General features: G+C 66.3%; 13 protein-coding genes and 1 tRNA gene. 5 read left to right on the plus strand and 9 right to left on the minus strand.

Annotated elements, in window-relative coordinates; genetic code table 11:
* Positions 1–77 precede the first annotated feature (77 nt).
* A complete protein-coding gene (locus WHH00_RS06610; RefSeq protein ID WP_406637508.1) occupies positions 78–734 on the plus strand; it encodes an MBL fold metallo-hydrolase in 657 nt (218 codons plus the stop codon).
* On the opposite strand, the gene WHH00_RS06615 is transcribed toward WHH00_RS06610, so the two are convergent.
* Positions 731–1,834 carry a PLP-dependent cysteine synthase family protein gene (locus WHH00_RS06615; protein ID WP_406637510.1) on the minus strand — a complete coding sequence of 368 codons (1,104 nt, stop codon included), beginning with the start codon at positions 1,832–1,834 and terminating at the stop codon, positions 731–733. The two genes, WHH00_RS06610 and WHH00_RS06615, sit on opposite strands and share 4 nt — an antisense overlap.
* 76 nt (positions 1,835–1,910) lie before the next feature.
* Between WHH00_RS06615 and WHH00_RS06620 the strand changes: the two genes are divergently transcribed.
* From WHH00_RS06620 to WHH00_RS06630, 3 genes are read left to right on the plus strand one after another with little or no spacing between them, the layout of a single operon-like run.
* Entirely contained in the window at positions 1,911–2,807 is an 897-nt protein-coding gene (locus WHH00_RS06620) for a sulfurtransferase (protein WP_406637512.1), read from the plus strand.
* Positions 2,804–3,964, plus strand: a complete 1,161-nt coding sequence (locus WHH00_RS06625; RefSeq protein WP_406637514.1) for an NAD(P)-dependent alcohol dehydrogenase — start codon at positions 2,804–2,806, stop codon at positions 3,962–3,964. The genes WHH00_RS06620 and WHH00_RS06625 overlap by 4 nt, the downstream gene beginning before the upstream one ends.
* Complete coding sequence (locus WHH00_RS06630) at positions 3,961–4,386, plus strand: HIT family protein (protein WP_400514155.1); 426 nt, start codon at positions 3,961–3,963, stop codon at positions 4,384–4,386. Before WHH00_RS06625 ends, WHH00_RS06630 begins: the two co-directional genes overlap by 4 nt.
* A gap of 58 nt (positions 4,387–4,444) precedes the next feature.
* Here the strand turns inward: WHH00_RS06630 and hrpA are convergent, their stop codons facing one another.
* Entirely contained in the window at positions 4,445–8,443 is a 3,999-nt protein-coding gene (gene hrpA, locus WHH00_RS06635; protein WP_406637516.1) for an ATP-dependent RNA helicase HrpA, read from the minus strand.
* A 76-nt stretch (positions 8,444–8,519) separates the two neighbouring features.
* Positions 8,520–8,687, minus strand: coding sequence for a hypothetical protein (locus tag WHH00_RS06640; RefSeq protein ID WP_231455066.1), 168 nt, complete (start codon positions 8,685–8,687; stop codon positions 8,520–8,522).
* Positions 8,688–8,768: 81 nt separating this feature from the next.
* On the opposite strand from WHH00_RS06640, the gene WHH00_RS06645 reads away from it, so the two are divergent.
* Positions 8,769–9,737 (plus strand): GlxA family transcriptional regulator, encoded by a 969-nt coding sequence (locus tag WHH00_RS06645; RefSeq protein WP_406637518.1) that lies wholly within the window; start codon positions 8,769–8,771, stop codon positions 9,735–9,737.
* Between the two features lie 183 nt (positions 9,738–9,920).
* Here WHH00_RS06645 and WHH00_RS06650 read toward each other — a convergent pair whose 3' ends face one another.
* The 6 genes from WHH00_RS06650 to WHH00_RS06675 all read right to left on the minus strand — a co-directional run bounded on the left by WHH00_RS06650 (position 9,921) and on the right by WHH00_RS06675 (position 15,101).
* Positions 9,921–10,253, minus strand: coding sequence for a protealysin inhibitor emfourin (locus WHH00_RS06650; protein WP_406637520.1), 333 nt, complete (start codon positions 10,251–10,253; stop codon positions 9,921–9,923).
* 60 nt (positions 10,254–10,313) lie between these two features.
* Positions 10,314–11,366, minus strand: a complete 1,053-nt coding sequence (locus WHH00_RS06655) for a M4 family metallopeptidase (RefSeq protein WP_406637522.1) — start codon at positions 11,364–11,366, stop codon at positions 10,314–10,316.
* Positions 11,367–11,442: 76 nt separating this feature from the next.
* Positions 11,443–12,213 carry a hypothetical protein gene (locus tag WHH00_RS06660; protein WP_406637524.1) on the minus strand — a complete coding sequence of 257 codons (771 nt, stop codon included), beginning with the start codon at positions 12,211–12,213 and terminating at the stop codon, positions 11,443–11,445.
* A 295-nt stretch (positions 12,214–12,508) separates the two neighbouring features.
* A tRNA-Arg gene (locus tag WHH00_RS06665) sits at positions 12,509–12,584 on the minus strand.
* Positions 12,585–12,690: 106 nt separating this feature from the next.
* On the minus strand, positions 12,691–14,235 hold the full coding sequence (locus tag WHH00_RS06670; protein WP_400514186.1) for a ferredoxin--NADP reductase: 1,545 nt from the start codon (positions 14,233–14,235) through the stop codon (positions 12,691–12,693).
* Entirely contained in the window at positions 14,232–15,101 is an 870-nt protein-coding gene (locus WHH00_RS06675; RefSeq protein WP_406637526.1) for an FAD:protein FMN transferase, read from the minus strand. Before WHH00_RS06675 ends, WHH00_RS06670 begins: the two co-directional genes overlap by 4 nt.

Here is a 15,101-nt window from a genome sequence, read left to right on the forward strand (position 1 = left end):
CAGGTTGGTGGCAAAGATCCAGATTACCAGCCGGAGCTTCGTGGACAGGGTCCGGAGAGGGACCCTAGGCTGGCGCTATGAAGTTGACGAAATACACCCACTCCTGTGTCCGGCTTGAAAAAGACGGCAGGGCGCTGGTCCTGGATCCGGGCAACTTCTCGGAATCGGCTGAGGCCCTGGAATCCGCTGAGGCGGTCCTGGTGACGCACGAGCACGCCGACCACATTGACGTTCCAGCCGTGGTGGACGCCCTGCGCGCAAATGCCGCGCTTGCAGTGTTCGCCCCGGCGCGTGTTGCCGGCCAGCTGCAGGACAAGGCCACCGGCGAAGCCGCCCGCATTCATGCCGTGAACCCGGGCTCGACCTTCCAGGCTGCCGGCTTCGAAATCCGCAGCTTCGGCGGCCAGCATGCCTTGATCCACCCGCAGATCCCCGTCGTCGCCAATATTGGCTACCTGGTGGACGGGAACGTCTACCACCCGGGGGATTCATTCGTGGTTCCGGACGGCATCACCGTCAAAACGCTGCTTGTTCCCCTGCACGCACCGTGGAGCAAGTCCGCCGAGGTGCTGGACTTCGTGATTGCCGTCAGGGCCCCGCGGGCATTCCAGATCCACGACGGACTGCTCAACGGGAACGGCCTGAAGATCGTCGAAGGCCATGTCCAGCGGATCGGCGCCAAGTACGGCACCGAATACACCCATCTTGCGGCCCGGGAGTCGGTGGAGGTTTAAGCCGCGTCTCCGGTCCAGATGCCCGTGTCCATGAACCGCCGGATCACCGCTTCGTACGGTGCCGGGTCCAGCCCATGGGCAGCCAGCCAGTCCTCGTTGTAGTAGTTGCCCGCATAGCGTTCGCCGCCGTCGCACATCAGGGAAACGATGCTGCCTTGGCGGCCAGCGGCAACCATCCCTGCCACGAGCTGCCATACACCCCAGAGGTTGGTTCCGGTGGAGGGGCCGGCGTGGAGCCCCGCAAGGCTGTGGAGGTGGCGCATGGCAGCCACTGACGCGTCGTCCGGAACCTGCACCATGCGGTCGATCACGGAGGGCACGAAGCTGGGCTCCATCCGCGGGCGCCCGATGCCCTCGATCCGGGACGGCAGGCCCGCCGGGGCGCCGGAGGTGCCCCGCCAGCCCGGGTAGAACGCCGAATTTTCCGGATCCACCACCAGGAGCTGCGTGGGATAGCTGTGGTAGCGGAGGTACCTGCCGATGGTGGCACTGGTTCCGCCGGTGCCGGCTCCCACCACGATCCAGTCCGGCACCGGGTGTTCCTCCAGCCCGAGCTGGCCGAAGATCGATTCGGCAATGTTGTTGTTGCCCCGCCAGTCAGTTGCCCGCTCGGCGTAGGTGAACTGGTCCATGTAGTGGCCGTTGCAGGTTTCCGCCACCTCCTGGGCGGTCGCGTACACGTCGGACGCGTGCTCCACCAGCAGGCAGGAACCGCCGAACTGCTCGATCAGGGCGATTTTCTCGGGGCTGGTGGTGCGTGCCATCACGGCAACGAAGGGCAGGCCCAGGAGCTGTGCGAAGTACGCCTCGGACACGGCCGTGCTGCCGCTGGAGGCCTCCACGATGGTGGTGTCTTCCCGGATCCAGCCGTTTACCAGGCCAAAGAGAAACAGGGAGCGGGCCAGCCGGTGCTTCAGGCTGCCGGAGCGGTGGGTGGACTCGTCCTTGAGGTAGAGGTGGACGCCCCAATGCTCCGGAAGCGGGACTGAGTAGAGGTGGGTGTCGGCGGAGCGGTTGTTTTCTGCCCTGATTTTGCGGATTGCCTGGTCCGCCCAGTCCCGGTCCGCGGTGTACCGGCTGGCGCTTCGCTCGATCTTCACCGCACCAGCCTACCCGCGGCGGGAAGGGCTGCCGTTAGAGTGGACCCGTTGGTCCAACCACCGCTGGAGGAGTGAAATGAGCCCCCTGATGGACGTTGCCGGTCTGCAGGCCCGCCTTGCGGATCACCGGCGCACCGTACTGCTGGATGTGCGCTGGGCCCTGGGTGATCCCCACGGCTACCGTCACTACCTGCAGGAGCACCTGCCGGGCGCAGTGTTTGTTGACCTGCAGACGGAGCTTGCCGCCCCTGGAGCTCCCGAACGGGGAAGGCATCCGCTGCCGGCTCCGGCGGATTTCGAAGCGGGTGCCCGGCGCTGGGGCATCAATGACGGCGACGTTGTGGTGGCCTACGATGACAGCGGCAACATGGCTGCGGCCCGGGTGTGGTGGATGCTCCGGGACGCGGGGCTGGCGGAGGTGTACCTGCTCGACGGCGGCCTGGCCGCCTGGCGTGCCGCGGGACTTCCGCTTGAGGCAGGCCCCGTTGTTCCGGCCCCCGGCGGCGTGCACCTCACGCATGGAAAGATGCCGGCGCTTGACGCCACGGCGGCGTCCGCCTGGCCGGAGGCGGGCCTCCTGCTGGACGCAAGGGCGGGGGAGAGGTACCGCGGCGAGTTTGAGCCCATCGACCCGCGGGCCGGGCATATCCCCGGCGCGATCAGTGCGCCGACGTCGGAAAACGTGGACGGCAGCGGGCGGTTCCAGCCACCTGGCTCCTTGCGCCGCCGGTTCGAGTCGATGGGCGTCCGCGACGGAGTGCAGGTGGCGGTGTACTGCGGATCCGGAGTTACTGCCGCCCATGAAGTCGCAGCCCTGGAAATCGCAGGATTCCCCGCTGCACTTTATCCGGGCTCGTTCTCGGAGTGGTCCAACAACCCGGACCTGCCCGTGGCCACCGGGGCCGAACCGGGCCGCGGCAGCGGAGGACCGGGTGGCACCACGCCTCCGGGCAAGGGTAGCGTCGCACTATGACTCCAGGACGCCCGGTACCTCCGCCCCTTGCACAACCTGCCGCCCCTTCCGCAGCTGCCCCTTCCGCAGCACCGTCCGGCGGCGTGCTCGCCGCAGCTTACGGCGCGACGTCACCGGACAGCGGACTCGTGCCGCTGACGCTCGCCCGGCGCGCTCCCGGGGCGGACGACGTCGAAATCGCCATCGAGTTCTGCGGCCTGTGCCACTCGGACGTGCACGCCACCCGCGGCGAGTGGGGCGGCAAGGTCTGGCCGCTGGTGCCCGGACACGAGATTGTGGGCACCGTCAGCCGGGTGGGTTCCGCTGTTGTGGACTTCGCCGTGGGTGACCGGGTGGGTGTGGGGTGCATCGTCGATTCCTGCCGGACTTGCGAGAGCTGCCTGGACGGCCTGGAACAGTACTGCGAAAACGGCATGACCGGCACGTACGGAGCCGTGGACCGCCGGAACGGTGATGCCGTCACCCAGGGCGGATATTCCTCGTCCATCGTGGTGGACCGGCGCTACGTCGTGCGGGTTCCGGAATCACTTGACCCTGCCGCCGCCGCTCCCTTGCTCTGTGCCGGCGTCACCACATTCTCGCCGCTGCGGCACTTCGGCGTCGAGGAAGGGGATGTTGTGGGTGTGGTGGGGCTCGGCGGCCTGGGCCACATGGCCGTCAAACTTGCCAGGGCCATGGGGGCGAAGGTGGTGGTGTTCACGACGTCGGATGCCAAGGTGGCGGCGGCCCTGGAGTTGGGTGCCGATGAGGTTGTCCTGTCCCGGGATGAAGAAGCGATGGCAGGAGCAAACCGCAGCATCGACCTCATCATCGACACAGTGGCAGCCCCGCACGACCTCAACCCCTACTTCCGGACGCTCCGCGTTGACGGTGCGCTCTTCCAGTTGGGGCTCCCCTCGGAGCCGATGCCGCCCGTCAACCCGGGCGCACTGATCCGGCGCCGGATTGCCTACGCCGGCTCGCTCATCGGCGGCATAGCGGAAACCCAGGAGATGCTGGACTTCTGCGCCGAGCACGGAGTGGCCGCGGAAATCGAGATGGTCCGGGCCGGCCAGCTCAACGAAGCCTACGACCGGATGGTGGCAGGCGATGTGAAATACCGGTTTGTGCTGGACGCCAGCACACTGCACGCACCCGCCAAGGAGGCACACGCATGAGCACTCTCTTCACCAGGATCCTGAACGGCGAAATCCCCGGCCGCTTTGTCTGGCGGGAACCCGATGTAGGCGCTTTCCTCACCACGGGGCCGCTCGCCGATGGCCACACGCTGGTGGTACCCACCGAGGAAGTGGACCGCTGGACCGACGCGTCTCCTGAAACGCTGGCCAAAGTCATGGAAGTGGCCCGCCGGATCGGCGCGGTCCAGGTGGATGTCTTCGGCGCGGCAAGGGCGGGCCTGATTGTGGCCGGCTATGAGATCAACCACCTCCACGTGCACGTCTGGCCTTCCCGGAGCATGGCGGAGTTCAACTTCGCGACCGCGGACCAGAACCCGGACCCCGACGTCCTCGACGCCAATGCGGAGAAACTCCGCCAGGGCCTCCGCGCCGCCGGATACGGGGAGTTCGTCCCGGCCTGAAACCCGGTGCGGCGCGGACCCCGGTGCGGGTCCGCGCCGCGGCAGGGGGAAGGGGCTCCTACGCCGGGGCCAGCGCCTTGTTGAGCGCGGCCCGGATGCGCTTCTCGGACACCGAATACGCTGTGCCGAGTTCGACGGCGAACAGGCTCACCCGCAGCTCTTCGAGCATCCAGCGCACCTGGGTTAAATCAGGTCCGGCCTTGCGTCCGGGAAGCAGGGCAGACACAGCGTCGTCGTAGTCGTCCTCCAGCCGCTGCACCACCGCCATGTTCAGGGCGTCCCGCTGGACGTTGCCCGGCAGGCGTTCCAGCCTCTTCTCGATGGCCGAAAGGTATCTGGGCAGTTGGCTGAGCTGTGCGTAGCCCGTCCGTGCCACAAAGCCCGGGTATACCAGCTGCTCCAGTTGGCTCTTGACGTCATTAAGGGCAGAAATGAGCGCCAGGCTGGTGGTGCCCTTCAGCTGCTTTTCGATCCGCCGGGTGCTGGCAAGGATGCGCTCCACCACGGCCGTCACGCTGAACACAGTATCGATCAGTTCGGCCCGGACCACCTCGTACAGGCGGTCAAAGGACGCCCGGTCCCACGGCAGTTCCTGGGGCGTGAGCTTGTCGATGGCCGCCAGCGCACAGTCGGCGATCAAGGCGGAGACAGAGCCGTGCGGGTTCTGGCTGAACGTCAGTTTCTCGGTGTTGCTCAGGTGCTCCAGCACGTAGCGGTCCGGTGCCGGGACGCGCAGGGCCAGCAGGCGGATCACGCCCCCGCGCATCGCCTCCGCCTGTTCTGCCGCCGTCTGGAAGACCCGGAGCGCCACCGACGTTCCCTGGTCCACAAGTGCCGGGTATCCCGTGACGGTGTGGCCCTTGACCGTGTTGCTCACCTGCCGCTGAAGGGTCCCGAAGTTCCATTCCGTCAGGCCGTCCTGCTCCCTGAAACCTGCCGCAGCTGCGGCTGCCGGCACCGTGGCCGGCTGCCGTGCCGTGGGGGATCCGGCGTCGTACTCTTTGCCGGCTGCCTGCCCGGCCTTCCTGCCGTTGCCGGAAGCCTTGCCGGTGCCGGGAGCCGTGGAGGCGGGCGTGGCACCCAGGGATTCGGCAATGGCCCGCCGGGTGGCCGGAGCCAGCTTCTCCTGCAATACCGCGAGGTCCTTGCCCTCATCCAGGACCTTGCCCCTGCTGTCCACCACCTTGAAGGACACGCGCAGGTGGGCCGGGACGGCACCCCAGTTCCACGATCCAGGCGGGACGATATGCCCGCGGATGCGGCGCAGGGCAAGCTCAAGGGACGGTTCCAGTTCATCCGCCGCCGGATCAAAGTCGGCTTCCAGCACTGCCACTGCCTGGCGCGCCACGTCCGGGGCAGGAACGAAGTTCTTCCGGACCTGCTTGGGCAGCGACTTGATCAGGGCCGTCACCAGCTCCACGCGCTGCCCGGGAATCAGCCAGCGGAAGGCTTTGTCGTCCAGCTGGTTGAGGAACAGGACCGGCACTTCGGCGGTCACACCGTCGGAGGGGTTGGGCGGTGACCCCGGAGCCACTGGGTGGAACTCGTAGCTCAGCGGAAGTTCGAAGCCCTTGTGCAGCCAGGTTTTGGGGTAGGCGGAGTCGTCGAGGTCGTCTGCATCGTCGCTGAGCAGGAGTGATTTGTCGTAGTCCAGGAGGTCCGGGTTCTCCTGCCGTGCATCCTTCCACCACTTGTCGAAGTGCCGCTCGGACACCACGTCAGGTCCGATCCGGGCATCGTAGAACTCGAACAGCGTCTCGTCATCCACCAGGAGGTCCCGGCGGCGCATCCTGGCCTCCAGCTCCTCCACCTCATTCAGGAGGGCGCGGTTGCGGTGGAAGAACTTGTGGTGCGTTTTCCAGTCGCCTTCCACCAGGGCGTGCCGGATAAACAGTTCCCGGGCCACGACGGGGTCAACCCTGCCGTAGTTGATCCTGCGCTGGGCGATGATGGGCACGCCGTAGAGGGTGACCTTTTCGTAGGCCATCACGGCGCCTTGCCGGGTGGACCAGTGGGGTTCACTGTAGCTGCGCTTCACCAGGTCCGGCGCAACCTGCTCTGCCCACACAGGATCGAACCTGGCAGCCACCCTGGCCCAGAGCCGGCTGGTTTCAACCAGTTCCGCGGCCATCACGAACGTGGGCGACTTCTTGAAAAGGGCCGAGCCGGGGAAGATCGCGAACCGGGACCCGCGGGCTCCGGCGTACTCGCGCTTCCGCTCGTCCAAAATGCCGATGTGGCTCAGCAGCCCGGAAAGGAGGCTGATGTGGATGCCCTCGTGGTTGCCCACGGGATCGGCCAGGCGCTTGTTGTCCAGGCTGATGCCCAGGGGCCGGGCCAGCTGGCGCAGCTGGGCAAACAGATCCTGCCATTCGCGCACCCGCAGGTAGTTGATGAATTCTGCCCGGCACATCCGGCGGAAGGCCGACGACGACAGCTCCTGCTGCTTCTCCTGGAGGTAGTTCCAGAGGTTAAGGAATCCGGTGAAATCCGAGTTCTCGTCCTTGAACCGGTTGTGCTTTTCGGCCGCGAGCTGCTGCTTGTCTGTTGGACGCTCGCGCGGGTCCTGGATGGTGAGCGCGGCCGCCAGGATCATGACTTCGCGGACGCAGCCTCGTTTTCCTGCTTCCACGATCATCCGGCCCAGCCGGGGGTCCACCGGCAGCTGGGCAAGCTTCTGCCCGACGGCGGTGAGCCCGCCGCCGCTTTTCGCTCCGTCCGTGCCGTTCTGGGGCCGGGCGGCTGCGAGGGCGCCGAGTTCGCGGAGCAGCGTGACGCCGTCGTTAATTGCCCGCGTCTCAGGCGGTTCCACGAACGGGAAGTTTTCAACGTCCTTGGGGCCGCGGGCCACTCCCATGGCGGTCATCTGCAGGATGACGGCAGCGAGGTTTGTCCGCAGGATCTCCGGGTCCGTGTAGAGGGGCCGGGAGTCGAAGTCTTCCTCGGAATAGAGGCGGATGGCGATGCCGTCCGACACACGCCCGCACCGCCCCGAACGCTGGTTGGCGGACGCCTGCGAGACCCGCTCGATGGGCAGGCGCTGGACCTTGGTCCGGTGCGAGTACCTGGAGATGCGGGCGGTTCCGGTATCGATGACATATTTGATGCCCGGCACGGTGAGGGACGTTTCGGCCACGTTGGTGGCCAGCACGATCCGCCGTTTGTTGCCCGGGTGGAACACCTTGTGTTGTTCCTGCAGGCTCAGCCGGGCAAAGAGCGGAAGGACTTCGGTTCCGGCCAGGCGGCGGTTGGACTGGATGCGGGCCTGCAGCGCGTCGGCCGCATCCCGGATCTCGCGCTCGCCGGAAAAGAAGACCAGGATGTCGCCAGGTGCCTCGGCGGCGAGTTCGTCGACGGCGTCACAGACGGCGTCGAGCGGGTCGCGGTCTTCCTCAAGTTCGTCGTCCGAGCCATTCTCTTCGTCATCCGCGCCGGCTCCACCCGGCGGCTGCGACAGCGGGCGGTAGCGGATCTCCACGGGGTAGGTCCGTCCGGAGACCTCGACGATGGGGGCGGGGTTTTCGGCTGTGCCGAAATGGTTGGCAAACCGCTGGGGGTCGATGGTGGCAGAGGTGATGATCACCTTGAGGTCCGGCCGCTGCGGCAGGATCCGTTTCAAGTAGCCCAGGATGAAGTCGATGTTCAGGCTGCGCTCGTGGGCCTCATCGATGATGATGGCGTTGTACTTGCGGAGCAGCTTGTCCCGCTGGATTTCCGCCAGCAGGATGCCGTCCGTCATCAGCTTGATCTTCGTGGCACGGCTGACTTCGCCGGTGAAGCGGACCTGGAAGCCCACCTCCTGGCCGATGTCCACGCCCAGCTCCTCCGCGATGCGCTCGGCCACGGTGCGCGCGGCCAGCCGGCGGGGCTGGGTATGGCCGATCAGGCCATTCTCACCCAGCCCAAGCTCAAGGCACATCTTGGGTATCTGGGTGGTCTTACCGGAGCCGGTCTCGCCGGCGATGATGGTGACCTGGTTTGCTGCGATGGCTGCCATCAGGTCTTCGCGCCGTTCGGAAACCGGCAGCTCAGCGGGATAGGCGATGTGAAGTGTCATGTCTGCTGACAGTCTACTGCGGGAGCCCGGGCATCCCGTTTCGACTGTCTGCAGTTGTTTCCGGATTGGTGGGTGGTTAGAAGACGCGAAGCGTGTAGTTGATGCTGGGAAGGTCCAGGGCGGACCATGCCTCGTGGGATTCGACCGGAGGCGTATGTCCCCTTCCGTCACGCAGGAGTGCTGAAAGGGTGGCGGCGATAACGAGGAGGATCACGATGAGGAGGGCGGTTATGAGGATTTCCATGCCTCCATGCTTCTCCCTGTGCCAACCGGAAAAAAGTGGCAGAAATGCCCAATAAGCTCTAATTCCTGCCACAATGGAGACATGCTCAAATCAGTGGCAGTCATCGTGGTTCCCAACTTCTCGATGTTCGAATTCGGGACCGCGTGCGAGGTGTTCGGCATCGACAGATCGGCCAGGGGCAGCGGCGTCCCGGCTTTCGATTTCCGCGTGTGCACCGCTAACCCCGGAAACGTGCCGCTGAAGTCGGGACTGTCCATGAACGTAGGACTGGGGCTCGAGGCCACACAGGATGCGGACCTGGTCATCATGGCACCCTACGGCAGGGACGAGGAGCTGCCCGGACCGGTTTTGGAGGCGCTCCGCGCTGCCGATGCCCGGGGTGCCTGGGTGATGTCCATCTGCTCTGGCGCTTTTGCCCTGGCCCGTGCCGGCCTGCTGGACGGGCGCCGCTGCACCACCCACTGGCACTATTCGGGCCAGCTCGCTGCCGAGTATCCGCTCGTGCAGGTTGACGAGAACGTGCTGTACGTCCAGGACGGCAACATCATCTCCTCCGCCGGCACCGCCGCGGGGATCGATGCGTGCCTCCACCTGGTGCGCGTGGAGTTGGGGGCGCACGTGGCTGCCGCGATAGCAAGGGACATGGTGGTTCCTCCGCACCGCGACGGCGGCCAGGCGCAGTTCATCGACCGGCCCATGCCCACCTGCGGTTCCGCACCCATGGAGAAACTGCTGCGCTGGATGGTGGAAAACCTGGAGCACGAACACACGGTGAATGACCTGGCGGCACGGGTCCACATGTCTCCGCGGACCTTTGCAAGGCGGTTCAGGTCCGAGACCGGAGCCACCCCTGCCGCGTGGCTCAACTCGCAGCGTGTACTCCGCGCCCAGGAGCTCCTTGAATCCACTGACCTGAACATCGACGAGATCGCCAGGGAGTCCGGCTTCGGCCATCCTGTCCTGTTGCGCCACCACTTCGCCAAGGTCCTGGACACCAGTCCGCAGTCATACCGCAGGGCCTTCCGCGGCCAACTGGCTGAAGCGGGGTAGCTACTGCCTGGCCGGAGCGTGTTCCGGCCTCCGGCTGCAGCGGAGCCTTCCGTGCACCCAATTGAGCCTTCCGTGCACCCAATTGAGCCTTCCGTGCACCCAATTGAGCCTTCCGTACAACCAGCCGAGCCTTTCGTACAACCAGCCGAGCCTTTCGTACAACCAGCCGAGCTTTCCACGCAGTCAGCCGGGGGACGCGCCGTCCTGCCGCCGCTGGACCCGGGATGCCTCGGCGGCTTCCCGGGTACTGTCCACCAGCACCCGCCACGGCCCGGTGACGGCCTGCTCCGGAAGCGCGGCCCGGTGCTGGCCGGCCCGAATGGAGTAGATGAACCGGTCCGGCTGGTGCCCGGCGAACTTCTCTGCCGCAGCCCGGGGTGTCCGGGGCACCGAATCCCATGGGCAGGCTTCCACAATGGGCTGCCACTGGCTGATAGCGGTCTCGGAGCGGGCTTCCACAGTCCACACCCGTGGTATCGCGGCGATTCCTCCGGTGCGCTCAACGCTGATCTTCATGGCCTGGTCCTTGGGCTTCCCCTGCAGCCCGGCGGCCAAACTGCGCCAGCCGGGCGTTTGTTAGAGCTTGACCTTCACAGTTTCCCACGCCAGCTGGACGGCGTCATGCTCCGGAGACCCGGAACCGAAGAGCTCTACGGCAGATTCAACCGTGGCGCGGGCGAAGACCCTGAAGGTGGCGGCCGGCGGAAGCGATCCGCCAGTGAGTGCCTCGTACCAGATGCGCCCGGGGGAGTCCCAGGCATTTCCGCCGAGAGACTCCGCAACCAGGTAAAAGGCGCGGTTGGGGATGCCGGAATTGATGTGGACACCGCCGTTGTCCGCGCTGGTCCTTACGTAGGTGTCCATCGAGTCCGGCTGCGGATCCTTCCCCAGCACGTCGTCGTCGTACGCCGTTCCGGGGGCCTTCAGGGACCGCAGGGCCCTTCCTTCCACTTCAGGAGTGAAGATGCCTTCGCCAATAAGCCAGCTGGCCTCGGCGGCGGACTGGTTCCTGACGTACTGTTCCACCAGCGCGCCGAAGACGTCGGACATGGATTCGTTGAGTGCGCCCGCCTGGTTCCGGTACACAAGCGCAGCCGAATGCTGGGTAACGCCGTGTGCGAGCTCGTGCCCGATGACGCTCAGGGACTTGGTAAACCGTTCAAAGACCTCACCGTCCCCGTCCCCGAAGACCATCTGCTTCCCGTCCCAAAAGGCGTTGTCGTAGAGCCGGCCGAAGTGGACCGTGGCGTTCAGGGGCATCCCGCGACCGTCAATGGAATTGCGCCCGAACACGTCGGCGTAGAGGCGGTGCGTGTGGCCCAGCCCGTCAAAGGCTTCGTCAGCCGCGGGGTCACCCGCAGGTGGCCCGCCTTCCTTGCGCACCAGCGTGCCAGGGAGGATCTCCGAACTGTTTGCGTCGAAGATGCTCCGATCTGGCGGCCCGGGCTTGGCCTGGCGGACACCTGCCGGAGCGCCCTGCACGGACTGGGCCCGTGCTGAACGGAACGACTCGACATGGCCTAAGGCTTCCTTGGCTGCCCTGGCCGCGGACGAAAACTCCGGCGCACCCTGCCTGGCCAGCCTCCTCAGCATGTAGGGCGGGATGATGGAACAGAACGGACCGTGCATGGCGTACCCCCTCAACTTGGTGAATTCAGACTACGAGCAGGCACCGACAATCCCTGGCAGGCTCCCGGCACTGCCCCTAGCCGGACCCTCCGGCCAGCACATCCACATGCACGTGGTCGAGGTGGCGCAGGATCTCGTTGCGGGGCTCAGGTGCACGGTATTCCTGCCATTGCCCGCGGGAACTGTGCACGCTCCAGAAGCGGTCGTCAAAGATCACGTACTGGATATCCAGCGCCCCCGCGTGGGCAACCAGCCAGTGGGCCAGCACCCACCCAGCGCGCCGGTTTTCCTCGGTCACGGGACGGAAGAAGACATCCACTGCCCGGCCGTCATAGTGCGTGGAGTCAGCTCCGTGTCCTTGGCCGACGCCGCCTGGGGCGAACCCGCCCAAACTTTGGGAGCCAAACACCTCCGTCATCGCCGCGCGCAACCGCTCGGCACGGGGTGTCAGGCCCGTGGCAGTCAGCGGCTCTTCGCCCAGTCCGCTGGTGGCCGAGCCCCGGCAGGAGAGGGAAGGGCCTGCGTCATCGGACGGGCCGGCAGCCAGCTGCTCCAACGCCGCCGCATCAATGCCGGAGGTGTCCGGTGGCTGCACGCCGCTGGCCAGCAGTGCGACGGCTGTTGTGGCCCGTTGCGCCTCCTCCCGGTTGAGCCCTACCTTCCCGTCAGGGGTCTCGACAACGCACTCCGGGTTCCACACCAGCGAGCCGCCGGCGCCCCGCAAACCGCTGGGCAGGCCTGGCGCGAGGAGTACCAGCGCTGATGCGAGCAGCACAAAAACGAGAAACCCGGGGAGCAGCCGAAGCGGCCCGCGCCGGCTGTCCCGGGTCCTGTCGGAGTTCAGCACGAGACCACAAAGATATGCCGCAACTGGGCATCGGGGTTGTTGTGACTGGGCAGGACCAGGGGCAGGGCTGGCCCGGGAGCTTTTGTACTGGTCACGGTGTTCCGGCCTACGATGACGCGCCTTTCGTTCGGTGGCAGCGCTCCGACTGTGGCGCTGGGCTCTGCTGAAAGGTTTAATCGACAGCCGTGGCCAATAGTTCCCACGGGAGGGGCCCGGGCCTGAGGTGGCATTCAGAGGCAGCACCCACCGAAATGCAGAGAACCGCCAGGAATCATTGATTCCTGGCGGTTCTCGTTGGTGCCCTCGATAGGATTCGAACCTACGACCTTCTGCTCCGGAGGCAGACGCTCTATCCCCTGAGCTACGAGGGCAATCCGGGGTTCCTGCCGTTGCCGGCGGGACGTCCTAGAGCTTAGCAGCAAGGTGGCCCGCAAGGGAAAATCGGCACTGCGCCAGGAGGAGCCGAACGGTGGAAAGTCAGTAGCCCGAGAAGGAATCAACGTGGACTTTTCTTGCCCCGGCCTCTTTTGCAGCCCGCCTCAGTGAGGCCACGCTGGCAGGGGAACCCGAGATGTACACCTCACGGTCAGCGACGTCGGGGACCAGGGCGCGGATGGCCTCACCATCCACCCGCGTGCCATCCCAGGACGCGGTGGCCAGGCCCGGGGGCGGCACGGAACCGTCCGCCACGCGGACCAGGACGCGGATACCTGCCGCCTGCAGCTCCTCGGCATAGGCAACCTCCTCCGCGCTCCTCGCCAGCAGGAGCAGCACCGCATCCCGGTCCCGCAATCCACCGGACGCCAAGTGTGAAAGGTAGGGCGTGATGCCGATCCCGGCGGCAATCAGCAGGACACGCTTGCGTGGATCGCGGGGAAGGACAAAATCACCTCCAACCGCCGTGGCCGTCACTTCATCCCCCGGCTTCAGCGACAGGAGGACCTTCTTGGCTGCGGACAGGGGCTCCGCGGTCCGCACGCCGAACTTGACCACGCGTTCACTGGGTGAACCCGTCAGGCTGAACACCCGGCGTCGTCCCTTGCCGTCCGATTTTGCATGCGGAAGGTCCAGTTCCATGTACTGCCCCGGCACGAAGCGCACGGGCCGGGACGGCTCGAAACTGAACTCCGTGGTGCTGCGCGTCAAGGGCCTGGTCCCGGTCAGGCGAAGGGCCACCCTGCCCCGCTGCCCCATCAGGAACGCGATCGCATTGCCCAGCAGCAGCGCTGCCTCCGGCGAATTGGCCAGGAAACCGAAGTTGTAGGGGACTGCGAACACCACGCCCACTACGGCGGCAAGTGCCAGCTGCTGTCGCCTCCGTGGCGGCAGGGTGAGTGGTTCGGTGAGCATGAAGCCAACAAAAAACAGCAGCGGCCGCTGGGCCAGGGATTGCCACAGTGCCATGCCCACGGACATCCCGGCCTGCAGCAGTTCCGCCGTGATGATGGCAGTTGCCACAGCAACGAAGACGGACGCCATCAGGAACTTCCGTGTTCTGTGCAGGACCAGGAGAACACCGGGCACCAGCACCCACAGCATCGCAGGAGTGGCGGCCCACCAGGTTGCGATGTTGAGCCCGGTGAGCCCGGCCACGAAAGCTCCCGCCGCGGCGGCGTTGAAGATGTGCCGGCCGCGCCACGCGAGCGCATACTTCGATGCCGACGCCAGGACGCAGGCCAGGGCCACTCCTGCCACGTCCAGCGGCGCGAACGAGGGCCAGAACAGGAAGTACAGCAGCAGGCCCGTGATGAGCGAGGACTCAGAGTGCGGCCGGACCCGGAACAGCGGCGCCAGCGCCCTGTTTGAGGCGTATGTCAGGCCGAGGCACAGCACCAGGTGCGCCAGCATTTCGGGAATACCGAACGTCAGCCAACCAAGGGCATCGAGGACCAGGCTGTATACAGCCAGGACCGCGAGGACTAGGAGGACCAGCCGGTACATGGTGAACCGGCCCAGTGCGGTGTCCAGCCGGGCACCCAAGGCGGCGCCCGGCGGCGCTTTCGGCGTTTCAACAGGGCTCATGTGAACAGTGTCCCCTCAAACTCTGCTGAATGGGCGGCGCTTCCGTCCGAGAAAACGGTGAGCCAGGAGAAGTCGAAGGACCGTTGGAGTTCAGCGCCGGGTACAAAGAAGAGCGCTGTTGCCAGGGCATCGGCCAGCATGGTGGTGCCGGCCAGTGCCCACGTGGCCACGGCCGTCCTGACGGGCCGGCCGGTCCTCCCGTCCAGGACGTGGTGCAGGCCGTCGCCCCAGGCGCGCCGGTTGGCCGCAGAGGCGCACAGAGCACGGTCCGCCAGTTGCACCACCCCAATGGCCTGCGTCGTGTTGTACGGGTGTTCCAGCGCCACGGCAACGGGTTCCGGACCCTTCCCCAGCAGGTCTCCGCTGCCATCAACGGCATACGCCTCGAGCCCGGCCTCCTCAAGCTGGGCAGCCAGTAGATCCACCAGCAAACCCTTGCCGGCAGCCCCGACGTCCAGCACAACGGGAGCCGAGGTGGTGAGGGTGCTGCCGGCCCACTCCAGCACCCCGTCCCAGGCCGGCGCCGGCAGTGCGGAGCCCGAGGGGCGAAGGGAGTAATTCGCGTCGTACCCCAGGCGCTCCAGACTGGGTCCGATCAGCGGCGTCATGGCCCCGCCGGTGGCCTCATAAAGGCTCCGGTACAGCTGCCCCAGCGCCTGCGCCTCCGCGGGAAACTCATACCTTCCGGGTGCCCTGGCCAGGGCGCTGACAAGGGAATCCGCCCGGAACCGGGACCAGTCGGCGTCGAACCGTTCCACCAGGGCCAGCAGGCGCGTGCGGAGGGCGGAATCGAGCGGCTGCGGCGTTGAAATTTCCCAGCGCGTTCCGATCGCCTCAAACGCAAAATCCTCCCAGCCGCCCGGCAC

It is taken from the genome of Pseudarthrobacter quantipunctorum (assembly GCF_045291495.1).
Classification (GTDB): Bacteria; Actinomycetota; Actinomycetes; order Actinomycetales; family Micrococcaceae; genus Arthrobacter; species Arthrobacter quantipunctorum.

What these genes read in the sequence shown, in the direction of transcription:
- WHH00_RS06620 (WP_406637512.1), top strand. Translation starts at nt 1,911, where the DNA reads ATGAGCCCCCTGATGGACGTTGCCGGTCTGCAGGCCCGCCTTGCGGAT.
- WHH00_RS06640 (WP_231455066.1), bottom strand. Translation starts at nt 8,687, where the DNA reads ATGGAAATCCTCATAACCGCCCTCCTCATCGTGATCCTCCTCGTTATC.
- WHH00_RS06655 (WP_406637522.1), bottom strand. Translation starts at nt 11,366, where the DNA reads ATGCACGGTCCGTTCTGTTCCATCATCCCGCCCTACATGCTGAGGAGG.
- hrpA (WP_406637516.1), bottom strand. Translation starts at nt 8,443, where the DNA reads ATGACACTTCACATCGCCTATCCCGCTGAGCTGCCGGTTTCCGAACGG.
- WHH00_RS06625 (WP_406637514.1), top strand. Translation starts at nt 2,804, where the DNA reads ATGACTCCAGGACGCCCGGTACCTCCGCCCCTTGCACAACCTGCCGCC.
- WHH00_RS06630 (WP_400514155.1), top strand. Translation starts at nt 3,961, where the DNA reads ATGAGCACTCTCTTCACCAGGATCCTGAACGGCGAAATCCCCGGCCGC.
- WHH00_RS06650 (WP_406637520.1), bottom strand. Translation starts at nt 10,253, where the DNA reads ATGAAGATCAGCGTTGAGCGCACCGGAGGAATCGCCGCGATACCACGG.
- WHH00_RS06645 (WP_406637518.1), top strand. Translation starts at nt 8,769, where the DNA reads ATGCTCAAATCAGTGGCAGTCATCGTGGTTCCCAACTTCTCGATGTTC.
- WHH00_RS06670 (WP_400514186.1), bottom strand. Translation starts at nt 14,235, where the DNA reads ATGAGCCCTGTTGAAACGCCGAAAGCGCCGCCGGGCGCCGCCTTGGGT.
- WHH00_RS06610 (WP_406637508.1), top strand. Translation starts at nt 78, where the DNA reads ATGAAGTTGACGAAATACACCCACTCCTGTGTCCGGCTTGAAAAAGAC.